General features: G+C 64.8%; 21 protein-coding genes. 11 read left to right on the top strand and 10 right to left on the bottom strand.

From position 1 onward, the window contains the following. Window positions 1-2 precede the first annotated feature (2 nt). The 3 genes from AB4850_RS00105 to AB4850_RS00095 all read left to right on the top strand — a co-directional run bounded on the left by AB4850_RS00105 (window position 3) and on the right by AB4850_RS00095 (window position 2,582). Entirely contained in the window at window positions 3-788 is a 786-nt protein-coding gene (locus tag AB4850_RS00105; protein ID WP_414440598.1) for a 3-hydroxybutyrate dehydrogenase, read from the top strand. Then, window positions 785-1,999, top strand: coding sequence for a DUF3734 domain-containing protein (locus AB4850_RS00100; protein ID WP_414440597.1), 1,215 nt, complete (start codon window positions 785-787; stop codon window positions 1,997-1,999). Before AB4850_RS00105 ends, AB4850_RS00100 begins: the two co-directional genes overlap by 4 nt. 118 nt (window positions 2,000-2,117) lie before the next feature. Continuing rightward, complete coding sequence (locus tag AB4850_RS00095) at window positions 2,118-2,582, top strand: signal peptide protein (RefSeq protein WP_414440596.1); 465 nt, start codon at window positions 2,118-2,120, stop codon at window positions 2,580-2,582. A gap of 117 nt (window positions 2,583-2,699) precedes the next feature. On the opposite strand, the gene kdgD is transcribed toward AB4850_RS00095, so the two are convergent. The 3 genes from kdgD to AB4850_RS00080 all read right to left on the bottom strand — a co-directional run bounded on the left by kdgD (window position 2,700) and on the right by AB4850_RS00080 (window position 6,464). Beyond that, window positions 2,700-3,617 (bottom strand): 5-dehydro-4-deoxyglucarate dehydratase, encoded by a 918-nt coding sequence (kdgD, locus tag AB4850_RS00090; RefSeq protein ID WP_414440595.1) that lies wholly within the window; start codon window positions 3,615-3,617, stop codon window positions 2,700-2,702. A 58-nt stretch (window positions 3,618-3,675) separates the two neighbouring features. After that, entirely contained in the window at window positions 3,676-5,025 is a 1,350-nt protein-coding gene (gene gudD, locus AB4850_RS00085) for a glucarate dehydratase (protein WP_414440594.1), read from the bottom strand. 107 nt (window positions 5,026-5,132) lie between these two features. Continuing rightward, complete coding sequence (locus tag AB4850_RS00080) at window positions 5,133-6,464, bottom strand: MFS transporter (protein WP_414440593.1); 1,332 nt, start codon at window positions 6,462-6,464, stop codon at window positions 5,133-5,135. Window positions 6,465-6,953: 489 nt separating this feature from the next. On the opposite strand from AB4850_RS00080, the gene AB4850_RS00075 reads away from it, so the two are divergent. Beyond that, window positions 6,954-7,664, top strand: a complete 711-nt coding sequence (locus AB4850_RS00075) for a FadR/GntR family transcriptional regulator (protein WP_414440592.1) — start codon at window positions 6,954-6,956, stop codon at window positions 7,662-7,664. Window positions 7,665-8,143: 479 nt separating this feature from the next. Here AB4850_RS00075 and AB4850_RS00070 read toward each other — a convergent pair whose 3' ends face one another. Then, window positions 8,144-9,052 (bottom strand): LysR substrate-binding domain-containing protein, encoded by a 909-nt coding sequence (locus AB4850_RS00070; RefSeq protein ID WP_414440591.1) that lies wholly within the window; start codon window positions 9,050-9,052, stop codon window positions 8,144-8,146. A gap of 163 nt (window positions 9,053-9,215) precedes the next feature. On the opposite strand from AB4850_RS00070, the gene AB4850_RS00065 reads away from it, so the two are divergent. Beyond that, window positions 9,216-10,301 (top strand): tartrate dehydrogenase, encoded by a 1,086-nt coding sequence (locus AB4850_RS00065; RefSeq protein WP_414440590.1) that lies wholly within the window; start codon window positions 9,216-9,218, stop codon window positions 10,299-10,301. Between the two features lie 432 nt (window positions 10,302-10,733). Here AB4850_RS00065 and AB4850_RS00060 read toward each other — a convergent pair whose 3' ends face one another. Further along, on the bottom strand, window positions 10,734-11,213 hold the full coding sequence (locus tag AB4850_RS00060) for a DUF1348 family protein (RefSeq protein WP_414440589.1): 480 nt from the start codon (window positions 11,211-11,213) through the stop codon (window positions 10,734-10,736). Window positions 11,214-11,341: 128 nt separating this feature from the next. Further along, a complete protein-coding gene (locus AB4850_RS00055) occupies window positions 11,342-11,992 on the bottom strand; it encodes a TetR/AcrR family transcriptional regulator (protein ID WP_414440588.1) in 651 nt (216 codons plus the stop codon). 139 nt (window positions 11,993-12,131) lie between these two features. On the opposite strand from AB4850_RS00055, the gene AB4850_RS00050 reads away from it, so the two are divergent. Both AB4850_RS00050 and AB4850_RS00045 read left to right on the top strand, forming a co-directional pair. Next, the gene (locus tag AB4850_RS00050) at window positions 12,132-12,758 is read left to right on the top strand and encodes a YceI family protein (protein WP_414442037.1); all 627 of its coding nucleotides are present in this window, start codon (window positions 12,132-12,134) and stop codon (window positions 12,756-12,758) included. 117 nt (window positions 12,759-12,875) lie between these two features. Continuing rightward, entirely contained in the window at window positions 12,876-13,514 is a 639-nt protein-coding gene (locus tag AB4850_RS00045) for a GNAT family N-acetyltransferase (protein WP_414440587.1), read from the top strand. A gap of 86 nt (window positions 13,515-13,600) precedes the next feature. Here AB4850_RS00045 and tdh read toward each other — a convergent pair whose 3' ends face one another. Then, complete coding sequence (gene tdh, locus AB4850_RS00040; protein WP_414440586.1) at window positions 13,601-14,629, bottom strand: L-threonine 3-dehydrogenase; 1,029 nt, start codon at window positions 14,627-14,629, stop codon at window positions 13,601-13,603. A 12-nt stretch (window positions 14,630-14,641) separates the two neighbouring features. Next, window positions 14,642-15,841 carry a glycine C-acetyltransferase gene (locus tag AB4850_RS00035; RefSeq protein ID WP_414440585.1) on the bottom strand — a complete coding sequence of 400 codons (1,200 nt, stop codon included), beginning with the start codon at window positions 15,839-15,841 and terminating at the stop codon, window positions 14,642-14,644. A gap of 161 nt (window positions 15,842-16,002) precedes the next feature. Between AB4850_RS00035 and AB4850_RS00030 the strand changes: the two genes are divergently transcribed. The 3 genes from AB4850_RS00030 to AB4850_RS00020 all read left to right on the top strand — a co-directional run bounded on the left by AB4850_RS00030 (window position 16,003) and on the right by AB4850_RS00020 (window position 18,203). Next, on the top strand, window positions 16,003-16,608 hold the full coding sequence (locus AB4850_RS00030) for a helix-turn-helix domain-containing protein (protein WP_414440584.1): 606 nt from the start codon (window positions 16,003-16,005) through the stop codon (window positions 16,606-16,608). 82 nt (window positions 16,609-16,690) lie between these two features. Then, the gene (locus AB4850_RS00025) at window positions 16,691-17,077 is read left to right on the top strand and encodes a DUF2471 family protein (protein ID WP_414440583.1); all 387 of its coding nucleotides are present in this window, start codon (window positions 16,691-16,693) and stop codon (window positions 17,075-17,077) included. Between the two features lie 82 nt (window positions 17,078-17,159). Further along, the gene (locus tag AB4850_RS00020; protein ID WP_414442036.1) at window positions 17,160-18,203 is read left to right on the top strand and encodes a tyrosine-type recombinase/integrase; all 1,044 of its coding nucleotides are present in this window, start codon (window positions 17,160-17,162) and stop codon (window positions 18,201-18,203) included. 77 nt (window positions 18,204-18,280) lie between these two features. Here AB4850_RS00020 and AB4850_RS00015 read toward each other — a convergent pair whose 3' ends face one another. After that, on the bottom strand, window positions 18,281-19,471 hold the full coding sequence (locus AB4850_RS00015) for a DNA-binding protein (RefSeq protein ID WP_414440582.1): 1,191 nt from the start codon (window positions 19,469-19,471) through the stop codon (window positions 18,281-18,283). 2,346 nt (window positions 19,472-21,817) lie between these two features. On the opposite strand from AB4850_RS00015, the gene AB4850_RS00010 reads away from it, so the two are divergent. Further along, window positions 21,818-23,200, top strand: a complete 1,383-nt coding sequence (locus AB4850_RS00010; protein ID WP_414440581.1) for a replication initiation protein — start codon at window positions 21,818-21,820, stop codon at window positions 23,198-23,200. Between the two features lie 225 nt (window positions 23,201-23,425). On the opposite strand, the gene AB4850_RS00005 is transcribed toward AB4850_RS00010, so the two are convergent. After that, complete coding sequence (locus AB4850_RS00005) at window positions 23,426-24,478, bottom strand: ParB/RepB/Spo0J family partition protein (RefSeq protein ID WP_414440580.1); 1,053 nt, start codon at window positions 24,476-24,478, stop codon at window positions 23,426-23,428.

Raw genomic sequence — 24,478 nt, 5'->3', positions numbered from 1 at the left:
TCATGAGCAATCTGAAAGGCAAGACCGCTGTCGTGACGGGCGCCGCAAGCGGCATCGGCAAGGAAATCGCACTGGAGCTGGCCAAGGCCGGCGCGGCGGTGGCGATCGCCGACCTGAACCAGGACGGCGCGAACGCCGTCGCCGAACAGATCAAGGCAGCGGGCGGCAAGGCGATCGGCGTGGCGATGGACGTCACCAACGAAGACGCCGTGAACGCCGGCATCGACAAGGTGGCCGCCGAATTCGGCTCGGTCGACATCCTGGTGTCGAACGCCGGCATCCAGATCGTCAACCCGATCGAGAACTATTCGTTCTCCGACTGGAAGAAGATGCAGGCGATTCACGTCGACGGCGCGTTCCTGACGACGAAGGCCGCGCTCAAGCACATGTACAAGGACGATCGCGGCGGCGTGGTGATCTACATGGGCTCGGTGCACTCGCACGAAGCGTCGCCGCTGAAGTCGGCCTATGTCACGGCCAAGCACGGCCTGCTCGGCCTGGCCCGCGTGCTCGCCAAGGAAGGCGCGAAGCACAACGTGCGCTCGCATGTGGTCTGCCCGGGCTTCGTGCGCACGCCGCTGGTCGACAAGCAGATCCCGGAGCAAGCGAAGGAACTGGGCATCACCGAGGAAGAAGTCGTCAAGAACGTGATGCTCGGCGATACGGTGGACGGCGTGTTCACCACGGTGCAGGACGTCGCGCAAACGGTGCTGTTCCTGTCGGCGTTCCCGAGCGCCGCGCTCACCGGCCAGTCGTTCGTCGTCAGCCACGGCTGGTTCATGCAATGAAGCCCCACGCCCGTACCGAGAAACAAGCGAGCGACCCCGACCTCCGTCACGAAGCCGGCAAGCCGGTCGCGCGCACGCTGCCGTACGAAACCGTCGCGCTCGTGCTGCAAGGCGGCGGTGCTCTCGGCTCGTATCAGGCGGGCGTGTTCGAAGGCTTGCACGAAGCGGGCATTCCGCTCAACTGGATCGCCGGCATTTCGATCGGCGCGCTGAACACCGCGCTGATCGCCGGCAATCCGCCCGAGCGGCAGGTCGAGCGGCTGCGCGAGTTCTGGAACACGATCTGCCAGCCGGCGTTCTTCCCGGCGCTGCCGCCTGCGATCGAATTCGCGCTGTTCAACAGCATCGAGTCGATCCGGCAGGCGTTCACCGCCTCGCAGGCGGCCAGCGCGATGCTGCAGGGGCAGCGCGGCTTCTTCGTGCCGCGCTTCCCGCCGCCGCTGCCCGGCGTGCGCGACGACGATCCGACCCGCGTCAGCTATTACGACACGTCGGCGCTGCGCGAAACGCTGCTCGAGTTCTGCGATTTCGATCTGATCAACTCGGGCAAGATTCGCGTGTCGGTCGGCGCGGTGAACGTGGCCACCGGCAACTTCACCTACTTCGACAACACGAAGATCACGCTGCGCCCCGAGCATTTCATGGCCTCGGGCGCGTTGCCGCCGGCCTTCCCGCCCGTCGAGATCGATGGTCAGTACTACTGGGATGGCGGCATCGTGTCGAACACGCCGCTGATGGAAGTGCTGCGCGCCTCGCCGCGCCGCGACACGCTCGCGTTCCAGGTCGACCTGTGGAATGCGCGCGGGCCGCTGCCGGGCACGCTCGCCGATGTCGCCGAGCGAACCAAGGACGTGCAGTATTCGAGCCGCACGCGTTTGGTGACCGACACGCTGCAACGCGAACAGCGCTTCCGCAACGTGCTGCGCCGCGTGCTCGATCTGGTGCCGGACGACGTGCGCAACAGCGATCCGTGGTGCCAGCAGGCCGACGTGCTGTCCACCGGCAAGCGCTACAACGTCCAGCATCTGATCTACCAGCAGAAGTCCTACGAGCACGATTACAAGGACTATCAGTTCGGCACCTCGACGATGCGCGACCACTGGTCGGCGGGCCTCGTCGATATCCGCAACACGCTCGGCGTGCCCGATGCGCTCGAACTGCCGACCAACGACGCCGGGTTCGTCACGCACGACATCCACCGTCCGCGCTGAAGCCGTTCAGGCAAGCCGCGCTCCGCGCGCGGTCTGCCCTCACATCGCATGGCCGGCGGCTTCGTCGGCCATGCGATGTCTCTCCTTCCCCCTGCTTTCGTTTGCGCCGCCTCTCGCCATGCCGATCCTGATCGTTCTCCTCGTATTCGCCGCGCTCGTCTGGGGCGCGATTGCCGCGTTTCATGCCCTGGCCGCGCAGTTCGGCGCGGGCGTGGCGATCGGCGTGTCGTGCGTGGCGGCGGTGCTGCTCGCACTGGCCGTCGCGGCCTGGCTGCGCAGCCGGCGCGAGATCGCGTCGAACACCAAGGAAGGCGGCTGGACGCATGCGGTGCGTCACGGTGCGGTGGAACTGAAGCTGTCGTCGACGCAGGGGCTGCTGGCGCTGTCGCAGGATGGCGCCACCGGTACCTACACGCTGACCGACGTGGCCGGCTGCCGCGCGCAGCCGGACGGCGAGCGCTGGCAGCTCGCGATCGACCTGCGCGATACACAACATCCGGCGTGGGCGCTGCCGATGCCGAGCGAGCGCGAGGCGAAGCGCTGGGCGCGCGTGATCACGCTGGCGAAGGCCGGCAAGCTGTAGCCCCTGCCGCTCTGCCAGCCAGCGCGCCGCCAATGAAAAACGGGACGCCCGGCCCGCACGCTGCATGATGCGCAGCGGCGGCCGGGCGTCCCGTGACGTCGGCGTTGAATACCCGGCTTACTGCGCGCCGAGCTTCTTGATCAGCACGTCGAGTTCGGCCACTTCTTCTTCGGTCAGGTCCGTCAGCGGTGCGCGCACCGGGCCGGCGTCGTGGCCGACCAGCTTCGCGCCGGCCTTGACGATGCTGACCGCGTAGCCTGCACGGCGGTTGCGGATCTTCAGGTACGGCAGGAAGAAATCGTCGATCAGCTTGCCGACCGTTTCATGATCGTCTGCCGCGATCGCGCGGTAGAAATCCATCGCCGTCTTCGGGATGAAGTTGAACACGGCCGACGAGTACACCGGCACGCCCAGCGCCTTGTAGGCCGCTGCGTACACTTCCGCGGTCGGCAGGCCGCCGAGGTAGGCGAAGCGCTCGCCGAGGCGGCGGCGGATCGTGACCATCGGTTCGATCTCGCCCACGCCGTCCTTGAAGCCGATCAGGTTCGGGCAACGCTCGGCCAGGCGTTCGAGCATGTCGGCGTTGAGCTTCGAATTGGCGCGGTTGTAGATGATCACGCCGATGTCCGGCACGGCCTTGCACACTTCTTCCGCATGCAGCGCGATGCCTTCCTGCGACGCTTCGGTCAGGTAATGCGGCATCAGCAGGATGCCGTTCGCGCCGAGGCGCTGCGCTTCCTTCGCGTACTCGATCGCCACGCGCGTCGGGCCGCCGGCGCCGGCCAGGATCGGCACCTTGCCCTTGCAGGTTTCCGTGGCAGTGCGGACCACATTCGAATAGTCGGCTTGCGTCAGCGAGAAGAATTCACCCGTGCCGCCGGCCACGAACAGTGCCGAGGCGCCGTACGGGGCGAGCCATTCGAGGCGTTCGATGAACGTATCGGCGCGGAAATTGCCTTGCGCGTCGAAATCGGTGACGGGGAAGGACAGCAGCCCTTCGGAGATGATCTGCTTCAGTTCTTGCGGCGTGGTCATGGCGTTGCCTGCTTCAAAGTCGAGAGTGATGGGCAATTCGAACGGTCGTGGGCGGCGCTCAGCGCACCAGGCACGGGCGCTTGTTGTCGAACTTCCAGTTGGGGATCAGGTACTGCATGGCGATGCCGTCGTCGCGCGCGCCGAGGCCGTGCTGTTCGTACAGCGCGTTGGCGCGTTCGAGCGCATCCATGTCCAGCTCGATGCCGAGGCCCGGCTTGGCCGGCACCTTGACCTTGCCGCCGACGATCTGCAGCGGGTCCTGCGTCAGGAACTGGCCGTCCTGCCAGATCCAGTGCGTGTCGATCGCCGTGATCTTGCCCGGCGCCGCGGCGGCCACGTGCGTGAACATCGCCAGCGACACGTCGAAGTGGTTGTTCGAATGCGACCCCCAGGTCAGGCCCCAGTCGTTGCACATCTGCGCGACGCGCACCGAGCCCTGCATGGTCCAGAAGTGCGGATCGGCCAGCGGAATGTCGACCGATTGCAACTGGATCGCATGGCCCATCTGGCGCCAGTCGGTGGCGATCATGTTGGTGGCCGTCGGCAGGCCGGTGGCGCGGCGGAATTCGGCCATCACCTCGCGGCCCGAGTAGCCGTTTTCCGCGCCGCACGGATCTTCCGCGTAGGCCAGCACGCCGTGCATGTCGCGGCACAGGCGCACGGCTTCGGCCAGCGACCACGCGCCGTTCGGGTCGAGCGTCACGCGCGCGTTCGGGAAGCGTTCGGCCAGCGCCGTCACCGCCTCGATTTCCTCGTCGCCGGACAGCACGCCGCCCTTGAGCTTGAAATCGTTGAAGCCGTAGCGAGCCTGCGCGGCTTCGGCCAGGCGCACCACGGCGTCCGGCGTCAGCGCGACTTCGGTGCGCAGGCGTTCCCAATCGTCGCGGCCGGCGGCGCCGTTCTCGTAGGGCAGGTCGGTCTTGTTGCGATCGCCGATGTAGAACAGGTAGCCGAGCATTTCCACTTCGTCGCGCTGCTGGCCTTCGCCGAGCAGGGCCGCCACCGGCACGTTCAGGTGCTGGCCGAGCAGGTCGAGCAGCGCGGCTTCGAGCGCGGTGACGGCGTGGATCGTGGTGCGCAGGTCGAACGTCTGGAGGCCGCGGCCGCCGGCGTCGCGGTCGGCAAACGTCGAGCGCACGCGGTTCAGCACGGCCTGCAGGTTGCCGATCGACTGGCCGACCACGATCTCGCGGGCATCGTCGATGGTCTTGCGGATCGCCTCGCCGCCCGGCACTTCGCCGATGCCGGTGTGGCCGCTGCTGTCGCGCAGGATCACGATGTTGCGCGTGAAGAACGGGCCGTGCGCGCCGCTCAGGTTCATCAGCATGCTGTCGCGGCCGGCTACCGGCACGACGCGCAGCTCGGTCACGACAGGGGTGGCGTTCGCTTGGACGGAATTCGATGACATGGTGCGTTACCTGAAAAAGGCGCCGGCATCGGCGCTGGAAAAACGGTTTGAAAATCGGCGGCGCGGCTCGCGCGCCGCCACTCGTTCATGAATGCATGAGCCGGGCGTTACTGCGAGCGGCTTTGCAGCGTGCCGCCGCCCTGCGTCGAATCGGCCGGCCGGCTGCGGGCAAAGAAGCCCGCCACCGCCGCGATCAGCGAGGCGACCGCCAGCCCGTACAGGCCGCCCTTGATCGAGCCGGTGTGCTGCTGCAGATACCCGAACGCGGCCGGCGCGAAGAAGCCGCCGAGGTTGCCGAGCGAGTTGATCAGCGCGATCACGCCGGCCGCCACGCGGGCATCGAGATAACCCTGCGGGATCGGCCAGAACAGCGACGAGGCCGCCTTGAAGCCGATCGCCGCAAAGCAGATCGCCACGAACGACAGCGTCGGATCGCTGGTGGTCGACGCGAACAGCCCGCACGCGGCAATCACGAGCGCGGTGGCCATCCACGCGCGCTGGTGGCGCCAGCGTGCCGACGCCATCGCGAAACCGTACATCGCCACCATCGCGATCAGCCACGGAATCGCATTGAGCAGCCCGACCTGGAAATCGGACAGCCCGCCGATCTTGCGAATGATGGTCGGCAGCCAGAACGTGGCCGCGTAGATCGTCAACTGGATCGCGAAATACAGGAAGCAGAACAGGAGGATCTGCGGATCGCGCAGCAGCTTCAGGGTGGGCACGTGCGCGTTGCCGCGTGCGTCGCGCGCCGTCTGCTCGGCCGCGATGGTGGTGCGCAGCACCTGCTTTTCCTCGCCCGTCAGCCAGGGCGCGTCGTCGATGCGCGACTTCAGCATCATCCAGCTCACGCCGCACAGCAGGATCGAGAAGCCGCCTTCGATCAGGAACATCCACTGCCAGCCCTTCAGCCCGAAGCCGCTGATCGACAGCAGGCTGCCCGTGATCGGGCCGGACAGCACCGACGCGAACGCCGAGCCGCCGAGGAAGATCGCCACGGCCTTGCCGCGCGACGATTGCGGCAGCCACTGCGTGAAGTAGTACACCACGCCGGGGAAGAAGCCGGCCTCGGCCACGCCGAGCAGGAAGCGCAGCACGTAGAACGATTGTTCGTTCTGCACGAACGCCATCGCCGCCGCGACGACGCCCCAGGTGCCCATGATCCGCGTGAGCCACGCCCGCGCGCCGAACTTCTGCATCAGCAGGTTCGACGGCACCTCGAACAGCGCATAGCCGACGAAGAACAAGCCGCTGCCGAACCCGTAGGCCGCCGCGCCGATGCCGAGATCGGCATGCATGTGCGAATTGACGAAGCCGATGTTCACGCGATCGATGTAGTTCGCGATGAACATGATCAGAAACAGCGGCATGACATGCCGCATTACCTTCGCGACCGCCGAATCGAGCGGGGCCGCTGCCGTACCGAGAGCTGCTGTCAACGATGTCTCCTGAATCGGCCGTGACCGGCCTGAACGACAGGACGCAACACCGTGAGTCGCACGCTGGCGATTTTCTGTGATACGTCGTCTGACAACATTGTAGTCGGACAACCGTCGTGCTCGTTAGCCGCGTTAACCCTGAAATCGCTCGACTCAACACCGAAGCGTATGACAGGACGCTTTCACAGCGTTGACGGATGTTCATCCATTGCCATGCTAGGACATCAGACAACGTCGAATTGCCGATCGATTGTGTGATCTCGTCTGACAACGGAGCCGCGATGTTGTCCGATGACCGCATGGCATGGCCGGCGCCTCAACGGCATCGATCTGTCCGTGATTTCCCCATATCTGCCGTCGAATCGGCCTGCAACGGCCTCATTGCCGGGGTTTGCGGCTATGATGCCGGGATTCGGGACATCCGATGACATTGCGGTCCGTCCCGTTTTCCTCAACCCGTTTCAACACCGCTTCCGCCCACACCCGCCCATGAGCAGCCTGTCCGAGAAGGTCGTCACCTCCCTGTCCGAAGAAATCCGCCGCGGCGCGTTGCGGCCGGGCGACCGGCTGCCGACCGAAGTCGCGATGATGAAACAGCTGTCGGTGAGCCGCTCGGTAATCCGCGAGGCGATCTCGCGCCTGCAGGCCGCGCGCGTGGTCGAGACGCGGCACGGCGTGGGCACCTTCGTGCTCGCGCCGCAAAACGACGCGCCCATGCGGCTGCCCGTGGCCGACCTGTCGAACATGCTCGACGCGATGGCCGTGATCGAATTCCGGATGGACGTGGAAGCGGCGTCGGCGGCGCACGCAGCGAAGCGGCGCACCGATCAGAACCTGCGGCAGATGCAGCTCGCGCTCGAACGCTTCGCGGCCGAACTCGAACGCGGCAGCACCGACACGCTCGCGCACGACATCGAATTCCATCTGCATATCGCGCAGGCAAGCGGCAATCGCTATTTCGTCGACGTGTTGAGCCAGCTCGGCCGTTCGGTCAGCCCGCGCACGCGGCTCGGCAGCGCGGAAATCGCCGAACTCGATCAGATCGACCGGCTGCGCAGCGTGCTCGACGAGCACCGCTGGATCTATCACGCGATCGAGCGGCAGGACCCGGACGATGCGCGCGCGGCCATGCGCGTGCACCTGAGCAAGAGCCGCGAACGCCTGCAACAGGCGCACGACACGAGCCATCCGGACGCCTGAAAGCACGGCGCTTCAAGCTCCCGAAAAACCTCACCTTTCGCGCCCGCACGGCGATTTGCGTGCGCGCGCAACGGTGAGTGCGCTCACCCTGTTCCCGGCACGCATCGCACGGCCTGCTGTGCAGCAGTTGGCGCTAACGCCCGCCAGACGGCCTTTGCAGGCAGATTGCCTCGTCGTGCGGGCGCATCCCGAAACGTTGCGGTGAGCCGGCGTGCGCACCCTGGCGCACTCCACGACGGCAATGCCGATGGGGTCCCGAAAAGTATCACCTTTGCGCCTGTGGACAGCGGATGACGCATGCGCACGCTGGGGCCGGTGGCCATCATGGCCTGTGGGTCGGCAAGCGAATTCGCGCGTGGCACGGCGCGAAACCCGCTCGCATCACACTGTGGTGAAGCGCGATGGTGACCTGTTTGCCAGGGGTTTCTTCACCGCGCGCCTCGCCAGCGAACCGCGTTCGTCGCGCCCCACGCGTGGCCTCAGGCCTGCGCGCTCCAGCGCGCGAACGCTTCCGTCAGGAAATCGACGCACACGCGCACCTTCGCCGACGTCGCCAGCCGCGCCGGATACACCGCCCACACATTGGCGGGCTGCGTGACGTCGGGCAGCACGCGCTTCAGCGCGCCGCTATCGAGCAGCGGCCCCGCCTCCCAGATCGAGCGCAGCACGATGCCGCGCCCGGCCACCGCCCACTGCACGGCCACCTCGCCGTGATTGGTCGACAGCGCGCCGCCCACCTTCACGGAACTCGTCTCGCCGCGCTGCGTGAGCCGCCATACGCCGAACGGGTGATCGCGCTCCTTGATCGCGAGGCACTGATGCGCGCCGAGATCGGCGATCTGGCGCGGCGCGCCATGCCGCGCGAGATAAGCGGGCGACGCGCACAGCACGCGGTAGTTCGACGCGAGCCGCTTGGCGATCAGGTGCTCGGCGATCTCGTCGCCGATCCGCACGTCGAGATCGAAACGCTCGGCGGCCACATCGACGAGCCGGTCGAACAGATCGAGCCGCACATTGATCTGCGGATAGCGTTCGCTGAAATCGAGCAGTGCCGGCGCGAGCACGTGCCGCCCGAAACCGAAGCTGCTCGACATGCGCAGCGTGCCGCGCGGCACCGTGCGCGTGATCGAGACGTCCTCGACCAGATGATCGACATCGTCGAGAATCTTCTCGGCCCAGGCCACCACGCGCTCGCCCGAATCGGTCACGGCCACGCGCCGCGTGGAGCGGTGCAGCAGCCGCGTGCCGAGCTGGGTTTCGAGCAGCGCGATGCGCTTGCTGACATAGGCGGGCGACACGCCCAGTTGCTCGGCCGCCGCGCTGAAGCTGGCGAAGCGCACGACCACGCTGAACACGCGCAGGTCGTCGAGATTGGGCGCCTTGGTCACGGGATTATTCACGAAGTGTGTAAGGTCGTTTAACCGGAACTCGATTCTAATCCGTAACGGAATCAATAGAATGCAGTCATGCGGTGCGCGACACGGCCAGTTGCCGCGCACTTTTCGCCCGATGGCATCGGGCTGCGAACCATCAGGACGAGGAGCGCTGGCGATGAGCGAGAAGGTCTACAAGATTGCGGTGATTCCAGGCGACGGCATCGGCCGCGAAGTCATGCCGGAAGGCATCCGCGCGCTGGATGCGGTCACCAAACGGTTCGGGATTCGTTTCGAGGCCACCCACATCGATTGGGCCAGCTGCGATTACTACGCGCAGCACGGCCAGATGATGCCGGACGACTGGAAGGCCCAGTTGTCGGGCATGGATGCGCTGCTGTTCGGCGCGGTGGGCTGGCCCGACACGGTGCCCGACCACATCTCGCTGTGGGGCTCGCTGCTGAAGTTCCGCCGCGAATTCGACCAATACGTGAACCTGCGCCCGGCGCGCCTGTTCGAGGGCGTGCCCAGCCCGCTCGCGAACCGCAAACCCGGCGACATCGATTTCATGATCGTGCGCGAGAACACCGAGGGCGAATATTCGGCGGTGGGCGGCACCATGTTCGAAGGCACCGAGCGCGAATTCGTCGTGCAGCAGGCGGTGTTTACGCGCATCGGCACCGAACGCGTCATGAAGTTCGCCTTCGACCTGGCGCAAACGCGCGCCAAGCAGCTCACGGTCGCGACCAAGAGCAACGGCATCGCGATCAGCATGCCGTGGTGGGACGCGCGCGCGGCCGAAATGGCGCAGCACTATCCCGAGATCAAGGTCGACAAGCAGCACATCGACATCCTCTGCGCGCGCTTCGTGCTGAACCCGGACCGTTTCGACGTGGTGGTGGCGTCGAACCTGTTCGGCGACATCCTGTCCGACCTGGGCCCGGCCTGCACGGGCACGATCGGCATCGCACCGTCGGCGAACCTGAACCCGGACCGCGACTTCCCGTCGCTGTTCGAGCCGGTGCACGGCTCGGCGCCCGACATCGCGGGCCGCTATATCGCCAACCCGATCGCGATGATCTGGTCGGCGGCGATGATGATCGACTTCCTTGGCCACGGCGCCGGCGTCGAACGCGAGGCGCACGACGCGATCCTCGCGGCGATCGAGCACGTGCTCAAGCACGGCCCGCGCACGGGCGACCTGGGCGGCAAGGCCAGCACGCAGGAAGTGGGCGAGGCGGTGGTCGCGCAGCTGCTGGCTTGATCGCATGAAGCAATGAGAGCCTGACGCGTTTCACGTTTCATGTTTCACGCGTAGCAAAAAGGGCGAATCGTTCTGCAACGATTCGCCCTTTTTTCCGTGCCGCGCGGTGTGCCGATGCGAGCGGTGACGTGCAGCGCTGTTTATCACGCACCGCTCATCAGATCCCGAAAAACCTCACCTCAACCGAGGTTGGCTCCCGAATTCCCTCACCTTTAAACAATGCGACGCGGTGTTCGCGCGATTCAAGGTGAGGCGCTTCACAACGAATCGCTAACTGATGACGATGCGCTCAATGCGAAAGGTGAAGTGGCATCGTCATGCAACGCGCACCGACAATGCTTGCGCGCGCATCGATAGGCAAGTCGTTAGTTGCGCTGAACGTGTCGCCGTGAAACGCGCTCCGGTGAGCGGCCGGCAACACGCCCGCGCACCTTACAAACCGAGATCGGACAGGCTTGCGTGATCGTCGGGGCGACGGCCGAGCGGCCAGTGGAACAGCCGGTCCTGCGCGCGGATCGGCAGATCGTTGATGCTGGCATGGCGACGCGCCATCAGGCCGTTCTCGTCGAACTCCCAATTTTCGTTGCCATACGAGCGGAACCAGTTGCCCGCATCGTCGTGCCATTCGTAGGCGAAACGCACCGCGATGCGGTTGCCTTCGAACGCCCACAGCTCCTTGATCAGGCGATAGTCGATCTCGCGCGCCCACTTGCGCGTGAGCAGGCCGACGATCTCTTCGCGGCCCGTCACGAATTCGGCGCGGTTGCGCCACTTGCTGTCGCGCGTGTAGGCGAGCGATACGCGCTGCGGATCGCGCGAGTTCCAGCCGTCTTCGGCGGCGCGGACTTTCTGGATGGCGGTTTCGCGCGTGAACGGCGGCACCGGCGGACGGACTTCGCTGACTTCGGACATCGCTTGCTCCTGGTTTCGTGGGACTGCATTTTTAGTAAGGATTACCAAATAAACTGCCGCTCAACCGCCGGCAGATATTCCTGCCTTGCCACCCGTATCCGGCGCGGCAAGGCTTGTGCATCAAACCGTCAGGCGGCCCGTGCCGCGCGCGCCTCGAACGCGTCGAGCAGCACCTCGCCGGCCGCGAGCGCGTCGCGTGACGCCGCGGCCTCGCCGCTGACCAGCGCCACGCCGATCGCGCCGTCGATCAGCACGAGCCACTGACGCGCCAACGGTGCCGCTTCGCTTGCCGCCACGCCGTGCGCGTCGGCATAGGCCTCGCACGTTTCCAGCACGAACGCCAGCAGGCGCTCCTTGTGATAACGCGCCACGCCGCGAATCGGGTCCTCGACGTCGCCGATCTCGCCGGCCGCGTTGAGAAACGCGCAGCCGTGAAAATTCGGCTGCTCGAACCATTCGTGCAGCACGTCGAACATCGCCAGCAACTGCGCGCGCGGCGTCGCGCCGCGCTGCTGCGTGCCGCCGATGAACCAGGCCATCCAGCGATCGTCGCGTCGCAACAGCGCCGCTTCCACCAGCGCTTCCTTCGATTCGAAATGCGCGTAGAAGCTCTTGCGCGCCGCGCCCGAGCGCTTGACGATCGCATCGACGCCAGTGGCATGAATGCCGCCCGCATACACCAGTTGCTCGGCCGCCTCCAGCAGCCGCTCGCGCGCGCCGCCCGATGGCGCGTCGGCGTCTTGAGGAAGCGCTGAGGATCGTCGTGTCGTATCGTTCATGCCGCACAAGGTAGAACGATCATTCTCCTTTGTCAAGCCGTGCCGCTCGCGCTATGGTGCGCAGACACTTCAAGGAGATGGCATGGCTTGGCAACACGACACGCGCAGGCGTGCGCTGAAAGGCTTTTTGGCCGGCGCGATGGCGCTGGCGGCGGCGGCTTGCACGCCGGTGGCGGTGCTCACGCATCATGTGTCGACCGACGTCGCGAACGTGCCGGCCGGCCGCTACACGCTCGATCCGCATCACTGGAGCGTCAGCTTCGACGTCTCGCACTTCGGCTATTCGCGCTTCATGATGCGCTTCGACAAGGCCAGCGCCGTGCTCGACTGGCGCGCCGGCGGCCTGGCCGCGAGCCAGGTGTCGGCCACCATCGACGCCGCCAGCCTCGACACCAACGTGCCGGCGCTCGACACCATCGTGAAGGGCGGCGATGCGCTCGACGTCGCGCGCTATCCGGCGATCCGCTTCGAGAGCACCGGCTGGACACCGACCGGCGACCACACCGGCAAACTGAGCGGCAACCTGACGATCCGCGGCACGACGCAACCCGTCACGCTCGACGCCACCTTCAACGGCTACGGCCGCAATCCGCTGACCAAGGCGCCCACGCTCGGCTTCTCGGCGAGCGGCAGCTTCAGCCGCTCGGCGTTCGGCATCCCGACCTGGTATCCGGCCGTCGGCGACGACGTGCGCGTGCGAATCGAGGGCGAATTCGAAAGCCTGCCGCCGGAAGCCGAAAGCAGCGCGACAAGCCCCGCCCAGTAAGGCTTGCGGGCGCGGCGGCGGGGCTTGTCACGCCGCCGCGTTTACGACATTTTTTCTTGATCGCCGCGGCCGCGCGTTCCTACACTGCGAACCATCGATCCCGGTTCAGGAAACGCCATGTCGACGCCCCGCCTCGCCCCCGTTCCGTCCACCGCCCGGCCCGCCGGCTACGTGCCCACCCCGCACGATCGCATCGTGCTGCGGCGCTTCGATCCCGCGCTCGACGGTTACGACACGCTGACCGACCTGCTGCATCGCGCGTTCGCGCGGCTCGGCGCGATGGGGCTGAACTGCCCGTGCGTCGACCAGCCCGCCTCGGCCACGCGCCAGCGCGCGCTGGCGGGCACCTGCTTCGTCGCGATCTGCCGCGGCCATATCGTCGCGACGATGACGCTGCACGATCACGACACCGCCGCCACCAACGATGTCTACCGATGCCGCGACGTGGCGAGCCTGCGCCAGTTCGGCGTCGATCCGGTGTGGCAGGGGCGCGGCGTGGGCCGTGCGCTGGTGGCGTTCGCGCTGCGCTGGGCCGCCTCGCGCGGCCATGCGCGGCTCGCGCTCGACACGCCGCATCCGGCCTCGCACCTGATCGCGTTCTACCGCAGCCTTGGTTTCGAGATCGCCGACATCGTCCGCTTCTCCGGGCGCGGCTACGACAGCGCACTGCTGTGCCGGCCCACGGCGCTGCCGATCGCGCTGCAGGACACGGGGCCGCGCGTCGTGACCGTATCGTCGTGCAAGCGGCGCGGCTGAACGCATCGCAAAACGCCGCGCTTCAATGAAAAATGCCGGTGCATCGCTGCACCGGCATTTTTCGTCAACGGCAAGCCACGCGCCGATCAAACCGTCCAGTCGAGAATCACCTTGCCGCTCTCGCCCGACAGCATTGCCGCGAAGGCGGCTTCGTAATCGTCCACGGCGTAGCGGTGGGTGAGGATCGGCGACAGATCCAGCCCGCTTTGCAGCATCGCGACCATCTTGTACCAGGTCTCGAACATCTCGCGCCCGTAGATGCCCTTGATTTCCAGGCCCTTGAAGATCACCTGGTTCCAGTCGATCGCCGTCTGCGCGGGCGGAATGCCGAGCAACGCCACCTTGCCGCCGTGGTTCATCGCATCGAGCAGGCTCGTGAACGCGCTCGGCACGCCCGACATTTCCAGGCCGACATCGAAGCCTTCCGTCATGTGCAGTTCGTGCATCACGTCGCGCAGCGATTCGCGCGACACGTTCACGGCACGCGTCGCGCCCATCTTGCGCGCGAGGCCGAGCCGGTAATCGTTGACGTCGGTGATCACCACGTTGCGCGCGCCCACATGCCTGGCGATCGCCACGGCCATGATGCCGATCGGCCCCGCGCCCGTGATCAGCACGTCCTCGCCCACCAGGTTGAACGACAGCGCGGTGTGCGTGGCGTTGCCGAACGGGTCGAAGATCGCGGCCAGATCGTCGGAAATCTCGGGCGGAATCTTGAACGCATTGAACGCCGGGATCGCCAGGTATTCGGCGAACGCGCCTTCGCGGTTCACGCCCACGCCCACCGTGTTGCGGCACAGGTGCCGCCGCCCCGCGCGGCAATTGCGGCAGAAGCCGCAGGTGATGTGCCCTTCGCCCGACACGCGATCGCCGATCTCGAAGCCGCGCACCTCCTGCCCCATCTCGACGATCTCGCCCACGTATTCATGACCGACGTGCATCGGCACGGGGATCGTCTTCTGCGCCCAGTCGTCCCACTTCCAGATATGGATGTCGGTGCCGCAGATCGCCGTGCGACGGATCTTGATCAGCACGTCGTTGTGGCCCACCTCGGGCTTCTTCACGTCGGTCATCCGCAGGCCCGGCCCGCGTTCGAGTTTCGCCAGCGCTTTCATGCTTCGTTCTCCTCAGATCACGCCGAGCGTCTTGCCGACGCGCACGAACGCATCGACGGCGCGGTCGATTTGCTCCAGCGAATGCGCCGCGCTCATCTGCGTGCGAATTCGGGCGCGGCCGCGCGGCACCACCGGGAACGAGAACCCGACCACGTAGATGCCTTCGGCCAGCAGCGCATCGGCCATGCGCGTGGCCACCTGCGCGTCGCCGAGCATCACGGGGATGATCGGGTGTTCGCCCGGCACCAGCGTGAAGCCCGCCTCGCTCATGCGCTGACGGAAATGCGCGCCGTTTTCGCGCACGCGCGTGCGCAGCCGCGCACCTTCGCCGCTGGCGAGCAGTTCGAGCACGGCCAGCGACGCCTCGGCGATGCTCGGTGCGAGCGAGTTCGAGAACAGATACGGGCGCGAGCGTTGACGCAGCAATTCGACGATTTCCCTGCGTGCCGCCACGTAGCCGCCCGATGCGCCGCCCAGCGCCTTGCCGAGCGTGCCGGTGATGATGTCGACGCGATCGGCCACGCCGCAATGCTCGGGCGTGCCGCGCCCCTGTGCGCCGATGAAGCCCACCGCATGCGAATCGTCGACCATCACCAGCGCGCCGTAGCGGTCGGCCAGGTCGCACACGCCCTTCAGGTCGGCGATGATGCCGTCCATCGAGAACACGCCGTCGGTCGCGATCAGCTTGAAGCGCGCGCCGGCCGCATCGGCCTCCATCAGCTTTGCTTCGAGATCCTGAAGATCGTTGTTCTTGTAGCGGAAGCGCTTGGCTTTCGACAGGCGCACGCCGTCGATGATGCTGGCGTGATTCAGCTCGTCGCTGATGATCGCGTCTTCCTCGCCGAGCAGCGTCTCGAACAGGCCGCCGTTCGCATCGAAGCAGCTCGAATAGAGGATCGTGTCGTCGGTGCCGAGGAACGCGGACAGCGCGGCTTCCAGTTGCTTGTGCACCGTCTGCGTGCCGCAGATGAAGCGCACCGAGGCCATTCCGAAGCCGTCGCGCTCGAGGCCGGTGCGTGCGGCCGCAACCAGGCGCGGGTCGTTGGCGAGGCCGAGATAGTTGTTCGCGCAGAAATTCAGCACGCCAGCGCCGCCGGCCAGCGTCACGTCGGCGGCCTGCGGGCTGGCGATCTCGCGCTCGGTCTTGTAGAAACCGTCCGCGCGGATCTGGTCGATTGTCCCGCGCACGTGGGCGAGGAAGGCATCACGCATCTGTTCGCTCCTGAATGGGTCGTGGCGCGCGGCGCTTGCGCTCGTGGCGGCGGCCGCGCGGCCTGCTACTGTTATAGTCGCCCGTTGGGTTTATCGTATTTTTCCTGTATTTCGAACACGAGTTCGAGATATCGAACGGACTCTAAGCGAACGGAATCTAAATGGCAAGTTCTTCCGGCACGCGCCGCGCGTCGCTGCCCCCGGCCGACGCCGCCACCACGCCGCCGCGCGTGGGCGAGACGATCCAGCGGCTGCGCAACGAACGCAAGCTCACGCTCGACGACCTGTCGCGCGCGGCCGGCGTGTCGAAATCGATGCTCTCGGAGATCGAGCGCGACAAGGCCAATCCGACCATTGCCGTGGCCTGGCGCCTGACCAATGCGCTCGGCATCAGCCTCGACGAGCTGTTCGCACCGCCGAAATCGCCGGAGACGATCCGCGTGGATGGGCAGCACGACATTCCGACGCTGGCCGGCCACGACAGCCAATATCAGTTGCGCGTGTGGGGGCCGATCGAGCTGGCCGGCCGCTTCGAGTGGTACGAATTGACGCTGCCGGCCGGCGGTGCGCTGGTGTCCAACGCGCACGAGCCGGGCACGCGCGAGCACTTGACGGTCCTGGCCGGCTCGGTCGAAATCGAAGCCGGCAGCCATGCGCGCCGGCTCAAGACGGGCGAAACCGCGCGCTACGCGGCCGACGCGCCGCACGCCATCCGCAACGCCGGGCGCGGCGAGGCCAAGGCCCTGCTGATCGTGATCCATCGCTGAGATCCCGCGCCCATCCTGTCGTATCCGGCAGTTGCGCAATATACTGTATGTTTGTACAGTACATGCTCACGAGGGAGCCGCTATGACCGAACAGGACCTGGCCGCGCTCAGCTTCAAGGCTGCGGCGCAAGATATGGAGACGATCGTCCGCGCAATCGCCACGCGCTACATCCGGCTGGAAGTGCCGCTGACCTGGCGGCTGCTGCACGCCATCGAGGCCGAAGCGCTGGCCGATCTCGGTTTTGCCGCGCGGCACGACCCATTCATCCGCTGCCTGTTCGAACGGCCGGTGGATTTCGAATTTCCCGAAACCGACGATCCCATCGACGTCGCGCAATCGAATGCCTTGCCGGCGGTGTTGTCGTACGCCGTGGCGGCGTTCGAGGCCTCGCTGCGGCAACCGCTGCTTGGCCCGGCCGATCCGGTGCCGACCTCGCGGCCGCGGCGCGTGCGGATCTGGGGCGGCTGAAGCCGCGCGGTCGGAGCGAGTGCCCCTGGATATTCACGGCGCGATGCACTACGCTCATTTAGCAACTAACGGATTAACACTCATGTCTCACCCAACACCTTCCCCTGCCGGAACGCACGCGAGCGCCGAACGCGATCTGTTCGACGGCAGCGAAGCGGACTGGGTCGCCCAACCGGATGCGTCGTTCGACGCCTGGCTCGCCACGCAGGATTTCCGCCGTTCGTCGGCCGACGTCTATCGTGCGCAGTGGGGTGCGTTTCTGACCTGGCTCGGCGAACGGCAGCAAACGCTGGCCACTGTCGACACGCAGGCGATCGCCCGTTTCGTCGGCGAGCTGCCGATCAAGAAAACGCAACGGGTCCGTTATTTACGGTTGATCGAGCGCGTGCTCGATCACGTGCGGCGCAATGAATTCGGCTCGACCAACCCGGCGCGCTTCATCGCTCAGGATGGCGAAGCAACGTGGCGCCGCGCACGCGATAACGAGCCCACCAGTTTCCTGTTGCCGTCCGAACGCGCGGCCTTGCTCGCCTATCTGTTTTCGCCGTTGCCGGCGGCCGGCATGTCGCAATGGAAAGAGCGCCGCGACCGGGCGCTGATTGCCGCATTCCTGGGCGGCGGATTGAAAACCGGCGAAGCCCGCGTCATTACCATTAGTTGCATTCAAACCGGCGAGCCGACTGTGCGGATTCCGTCCGCCCATCCGGATTTCGAGCGCGAAACGCATCTGTCCTCGTTCGCGATCGCGCTGTTCGATGCCTGGCTGGCCGAACGCCGCCGCTGCAATATTCCCGGCGAACTGGTGTTTCCGTCCTCGCTCGCCGGCGGGCCGATGCACAAGGCCACGATGCTGCGCGCCGTCGACGCCATCATCGAGGCAGCGGACATCGCCGCGTCACGCGTCGAGCGCGCCAGCCCGCAAACCCTGCGCAACACGTTCGCGGCCGAATTGTTCGAAAACGGCGTGGAGCCGGAGCGCGTCGGCCATTGGCTCGGCTTCATGCAGCCGGTGTCGGCCAATCGCCTGCATCGCGCCTGGCGAACCTGGCGGGAAAATCTCGAAAAAGCGCCGAACCGCACGGACGAATCGGTAACGTTGCCGGCCGAAAGCCTGCGTCTGGCCTGAATCCGTGATCGATCAGGTCCTGCAAGACCTCACCTTTGGCCTCCCGTTTTTCCTCACCTTTCGCGCCACAGCGCATATCAACCGGCCCGCCTATTGAACTGTGCGACGGCTTCGAAGCGCGAAGCACAGTCGCCCGACGTGTGGTCGCACTCGGGGCACAGTAATTCGAAGCCGTCGGACGTGCTCGAGAGTTCCGGTTCGCCTTCTTCGCACTTCGGGCAATGCGCCGGCACGCCGATATGGGCGTCCACCGACACGCCGATTGCGGCAAATGCCGCTGTGTCGAGCTGACCGGCGGCGGCCAGGCGCTGCAAGAGCGCCGCGATTTCGGGCGGTACGCCCTGTGCCGCGCGCAGGGTTTCGATTTCTCGCGTGGCGGCGCTCAGTTCGTCACCTTGGCTGCGCAGTTGTTCGTCAAGCCGATCTGCCCGCGATTTTGTCGCGCTCAACTGCTGCAGGAATTCGAATTCCTTGCGGTTCACGTCACGCAACCCCGCCTGATACGTGCCAGCCATGCTGCGCAGCGAATCGAGCTCGACGAGCATCGGTTTGACGCGGCGTTCGGCCTCGGCCACCGCATCCTTGATTTGCTGCGCGTAATGTTCAGTGTTTTGGCGAGATTCGACGTGCAAAGCGTCAATTCTTTCCCTTAAAGACGCATTTTGTTGCTGTTCGGCTTCGAAACGCTTGTTCAGCAATTCGTTTTCGTTCTCGAGCCGTTGGGTCAGCGCTTGCAGCGAATCCTGATGCGCGGCGCCGTGGGTCGAGGCCGTGGCGCGCTCGATTTCGACTTCGGTGAGTTTCGCCTGCAATTGTTCCGCACGGTTCTCGCTTCGCGCCAGTGCGGCTTCGAGCGTTTCGTGGCGAATATGTGCGTCGCGAACCTGCTGCGCAGCGGTCGCGATTTCGTCGTTTGCGGCTTGTCGTTCGCCTTCAAGTGCCATCCGCGCTTCGCTCAACGCGGCTTCATAGAGCGCACCGAGCAATTCTCCGGCTTTTCCTTCGAGCGATTTCGGCAAGGCGCTGCCGTCGAGGCGCACCTTCGATGCCGAACGGATTCGCTCCCAGAAAAAATCGATGTCTTTCGGGATGTCGCTGGCGCTGCCCGTCTGGGTCAGATCACGCACATTGGCGGCTGACGGGCGGATGCCGAGATCGAAAAAGAGGCGTTTGCAGGCGTGCAGCGAGAGATCTTGCCGGCGCGCACCGCTGTTGCGCAGGGCATCGAGCTCGTCGCGTATCGATTGGCGAATGTCGTCGAGGGTCATGGGGGAAGCCATAGGGAAACACGAATGTGTCAATCATAACGAAACACGTATCAATTGATACTGATTCGCTCGAAATACCACAGTGGTGCTGTACAGCCTGGCTTCTTGCGTTCCACAGTCGCTGTGGATCTATCTACCTCATGAAAATCCGTGAAACAAAACGAAGAATCGAGGCTAAGCCGTTGTTTCTATAGACCTAAGCTGTGCTTTCCAAATATTTGGGGATGTTTCACACAGCGGAGGTGGAAGAAGGAAGATGTTTCAGACGACTCGCGGGGCGCCTAGTAGAGAGTAATAGAAGTAAACACCCTTGAAACCCTTGTTAAAAACGTTAACGCCACCGCACAGCCTTACTGGACAAGGGATTCCCGCCGATCAGGTGAAGCTTTACGGGATGCATGGTGATCTTTTCCGGGACGCGAAGTGATGGAGTTCGGGGGCGAGCGTGAGGGCTTGCGGGAAAGATCGTGAGCGGATTCAGGAGCACAGCATTTTTGGCCTGGTACGAAAGGTGAAGCTTTTCGGGAGGCCTTGCCGCGGCGATCCCGCATGGTGCCTGAATCGAACGGCTCTGTGACGTAAACCCATAGGTGAGGCTTTGCGGGGGGCGGGTCGAGGCCGAATTCCGGCGCCGATTTGCCCATTTATTGGGCATAGGTGAGGTTTCTCGGGACCCGGCGCCCAGGTGACGTGAGCTTTTACGGGAAAAAGTACCGTATTTGGGCGTCTTGAAGCCCGGCACAGGCTTGAGGTGAGGTTTTTCAGGAGCCGATGCCTGCAATTTCAGCGCCAGCTCGGCCAGAGGTGAGGGATTTCGGGAGTCGTGCGGAAGTCGCCAAAAATAGGCTGAGGTGAGACTTTTCGGGACCGTTTCACAGGCCAAAAAATGCATAAGGTGAGGTTTTTCGGGAGCAGTGGGCGTCCACTTAGCCGTAAACCCGCGCCGATACAGGGATTTACGCTGTGCTTTTCGCGGCAAATTTCGTGACAGGTGAGATTTTTCGGGGGCATCAGGTGGTGGTCAGGATCTCGAGGCTTGGCGTTGAGGTGAGCATTTCCGGGATCTTCGAGAAATGGCTGCTGTATTGCCTGAAGCAGGTTAAGTGTATGAAATTATTGATGATTTTGTCGGCTCTCCTTGCTGAGGTGAGATTTTTCGGGACGTTCGGAAAGCGCTTTGGTGATCGGCTGTTTGTGGCAAAGGTGAGGCTTTTCGGGATCGATGGTGCTGTGAGGCCCCGTATGTCGGTGCTTTCGCTGGAATGCCCCGGGTCACCGGTGATTCGCGAAAGGTGAGATTTTTCGGGAGCTATTGGGCGGATGTGGTGGCGATGGGGTGTTTCGAGAAGCCGTGAGGCTGTGGACAACCCTTGCTGGCAGGGCGTTTGGCGCGTTTGGGAGGTGGGACGGGGCTGTCGCGCGGGCTGTGCAAGAAGAGCGAATCGCGGCCGAACGAGAGGCGGCGGAGCAGATCGGTGTCGAGAGTGGGGCGCGTGCCCACTCCAGGGCTGAGGGGCTGCCCAACGGTGAGGCCGACGGGGCACTGTGAACTCCCCGGGGAGAACCCTGTGAGGGCGTGCCTGGCTCCGTGACGTTCGAGGAGCGCTATGGGGCCGTATGACGGGCTGGTGAGAGAGGGCGAAGGCCTGGCATTGGCGCAGGCTTGCGGAGGCCGACCGAGGGTGCCGTGCGAGAGCGAAGACACACTCGTGATCGCTCACAGGAACGGTGAGCGGGACAAGCCTCGGTCGGGAACCGGTTCGCTTGCATCGGTGCGACTTGCGCCTTGTGGAGCGTCAGCGGCGTGCAACGGCTTGAGGGTGAGCTTGCCGTGACGCCGCCAGGGCACTGTCACCTGTGTCGGGCCACGGCGCGAGTGGCGATCTGGCGGTTCGAGCGTTCACGATTGCGTCGGTGATGCTTGCATCACCTCGGTAGCCCGCCGCGCGCACGGCCGGCGCCGCGATCCTGTGCCCACAGCACAGCGCGCTTCCTCGGATAGCGGACACAGCCCTCCGATTGCGCTCATTTATCCCGCCACTGCCGTGATTTCCTGTGCAGAATTTTCCCCGGATGTCCACGAGAAAATTTTTAAGGTGAGGAAATTCGGGAGAGGTCTCGACGGCTTCGGATCGGTGCGGCTATCATGCGCGTCCGCGTCACCCGCGACAGCAAAGGTGAGGCGCGCACGGTCGGCTTTTCCACCGGTGAGCTTTTGCAGGAATTCGCTTGGGGTGAGGCGATGCGAATCGCCCGACTTCACCCCCCAAGGTGAGTTTGCGTGTATAGACGCGTATCACCACAGTCGCTATCCTTGCGGGAAACTTACCCTGTCCGATCCGAAGCATGGCCACGACCACCAAGCGCGCGAAGAAAACCGATGTCGATGTGGTGAACGCCAGCTCCGCCGAGTTGCGAAAGGCGGTCGAGGCGATCGCCATCCAGCCCAAGAGCGGCAAGATCACCCTGCTGACGCGCAAGCTGTTCAACGTGCTGCTCGCCGTTGCCCAGCAAGCCGACGATTCCGGCGACACTTATCGGGCCTTGCTGTCCGATATCGTCGCGAACTCCGCCTTCGATTCCAACGACACCGCGCTCGTCAAGGAGCACCTGCGTCGCATGGTATCGGTCCAGGTTGAGTGGAGCACCGGCACGTCGAGCCAGAAGCCCGGTCGCAAGTGGGGCATTTCCACGTTGATCGCCGATGCCGAAATTCTCGAAGATCCGGCTACGCGCCGGGTCTGGGTGGAATTCTCGTTCGCGCCGAAGATCAAGAAGAAGTTGCTCGACCCGGTGCAGTACGCTCGCCTGAGCCTTCAGTTCCAGAGCCAGTTGCGCAGCAGCGCCGGCCTGGCGCTCTATGAAATCTGCGTGCGCTATCTGACGAACCCGAGCCATCTGACGATGCGCGAGCCGTGGGAATGGTGGCGCCCGATCTTGTCGGGCACGCCCGATACGGAAGCCGGCGACGAGGCAAAGCGCGAGTACAAGTATTTCAAGCGTGATTACTTGCGCCCGGCGATCGCCGAAGTCAACGCGGTCACGAACATCTTCGTCGAGTTGATCGAACATCGCGAAGGCCGGCGCGTGGCTGAAATCCAGTTTCGCGTGTCCGAGCGCAAGCAGCCGATGCTGGCGCTCGACGAGCATCCGAACGTGTTCGACAGCACGCTCGTCGACCGCATGGTCAAGCTCGGTATCCCGTTGAAGGAAGCGCAAACGCTCTACGCCGACAGCGAGGAAAACCGGATTCGCGCGGCCTTGCAGATGACCGAGCAACGCATGCGCAGCACGACGTTGCCGCCGGTGCGCAGCGCCGGTGCCCTGTTCAAGGATGCGCTGAAGAAAGGCTATGCCCCGCCGGTGGCCGATCCCGATGCGCTGCCGGGCACGGCCGCGGGCAAGCTCACGTCGATGGCGTCGGGCGCGGGTGCGGCCGACGATCCGAAGGCGCGCCTGCGCGGTGAATACGATGCGTACCGCCGCAAGGAAGCCAAGGCGTTGTACGAGGAACAAGGCGACGATGCACGCGATCTCGCGCGCAACTCGTTCGAGACCGATGTGCTGCCGGCGCTCGGCTCCCATCTGCGCGACGACTGGCGCCGGCGTGGTCTCGAATCGAAGCTCGTCGAAACGTCATTCTTCGATTGGCTTGCGCTCAAGACCTGGGGCGAACCGACCGACGGCGATCTGCTGGCATTCACGCTGACCCACTCGCGCGCGGCCTGATTTCACAAGTAGCTGGATCGGCACCTTGCCGATCGATGACGCCGAAACGCGTAGCGACATACCCGGAGGCCGAACCCTGCGAATAGCGGGTTCGGCCTTTGTGCTTTTTGCGGTGCGGTGCTGTCAACGCCGCGCGGCGGATCCGCTTCCCTTCTCTACCCCACAAAGAAAAACACCCCGAGGTCCGATTGGACTTCGGGGCGTGGATGCGGGTGGCCGGCTGACTCAGTTGAGCAGCATCTTTTCGAGTTGCTGCAAGATTTCGTCGCGCTTTTCCCGCGACAGCCCACGCAGGCGCAGCTCGAGCCGGTCGTCGCCGTAGGACTTCAGATCCCCGACCGTCGAGCCGTTCATCTTGATCTCGTGGCGTTGCGCGTAACGTTGCCGGCCGGCCGGTTTCGTATTCTCCTGCGCGTTCGCCCTGCCCTTCACGATATCGGCCACCTGGCGTGTGCTCAGATCGTCGGCCAGGATTTTGCTGATCAACCGCAGCGTTGCATCGGTGCCGCGTGCGGTGTGATACCGGCCGACTTGATACGCCATATTCGAACCGAAACGGTCGGTGCGCGCGACCATCTCCTGCATCACGGCTTCCGGCAATTTGCCGATCGAGAGCGCGACGGCAATGGTCGATTCGTCGATGCCGAGGTGCTCGGCCAGTTCCTTCTGGCTTTGGAAATGGCTTTCTTCGATGAAGCGTCGCCAGACGACTGCGTTATCGAACACCGTTTGCGAATCGCGTTGGACGTTCAGGTCGTAGCCGAGCTTGTAACTTTCGATGCCGATCGGGATGTCGATCACGATCGCCTTCACCGAATCCTTGTTCGCTTCCTTCAATGCGCGAACGCGGCGGCCGCCGTCGCTGACGAAGAACGTGCCGGGGTTTTCGTAGTCGGGGATCACGTGGATCGCCTGCTGCTGCCCCTGCTTCGCCAAATTGACGGCCAGTTCGGCGATCGACGACTTCAGATAGAAGTGGCGCGGATTGAACGGGCTGGCCTTGATCGCCTTCAGCGGCAGCTCGATGATCTGGCCTGCCTGATAGCGGTTCTCGCTGCGCCACGCGCGATACTGCGAGGATTCGTCGGCCGACTCTTCGGTGGCGGGGGTTGCGACGATCGTGACGGGGATGTCTTTCTTCGGTGCTTTTACCGGCGTGGACGTGTCCGATTTCACCAATCCGTCGATCGCATTGAGCCGATCGAGCGCCGTGCGCTTCTCGCTGGTGGTGGTATCGGGGCGCGCCTGGAAGCCTTTGGCAAATTGGGAGGGTTTCAT

Source organism: Burkholderia sp. 22PA0106 (genome assembly GCF_047497155.1).
Taxonomy (GTDB): domain Bacteria; phylum Pseudomonadota; class Gammaproteobacteria; order Burkholderiales; family Burkholderiaceae; genus Burkholderia.
This window is presented reverse-complemented; position numbering and strand designations above follow the sequence as displayed.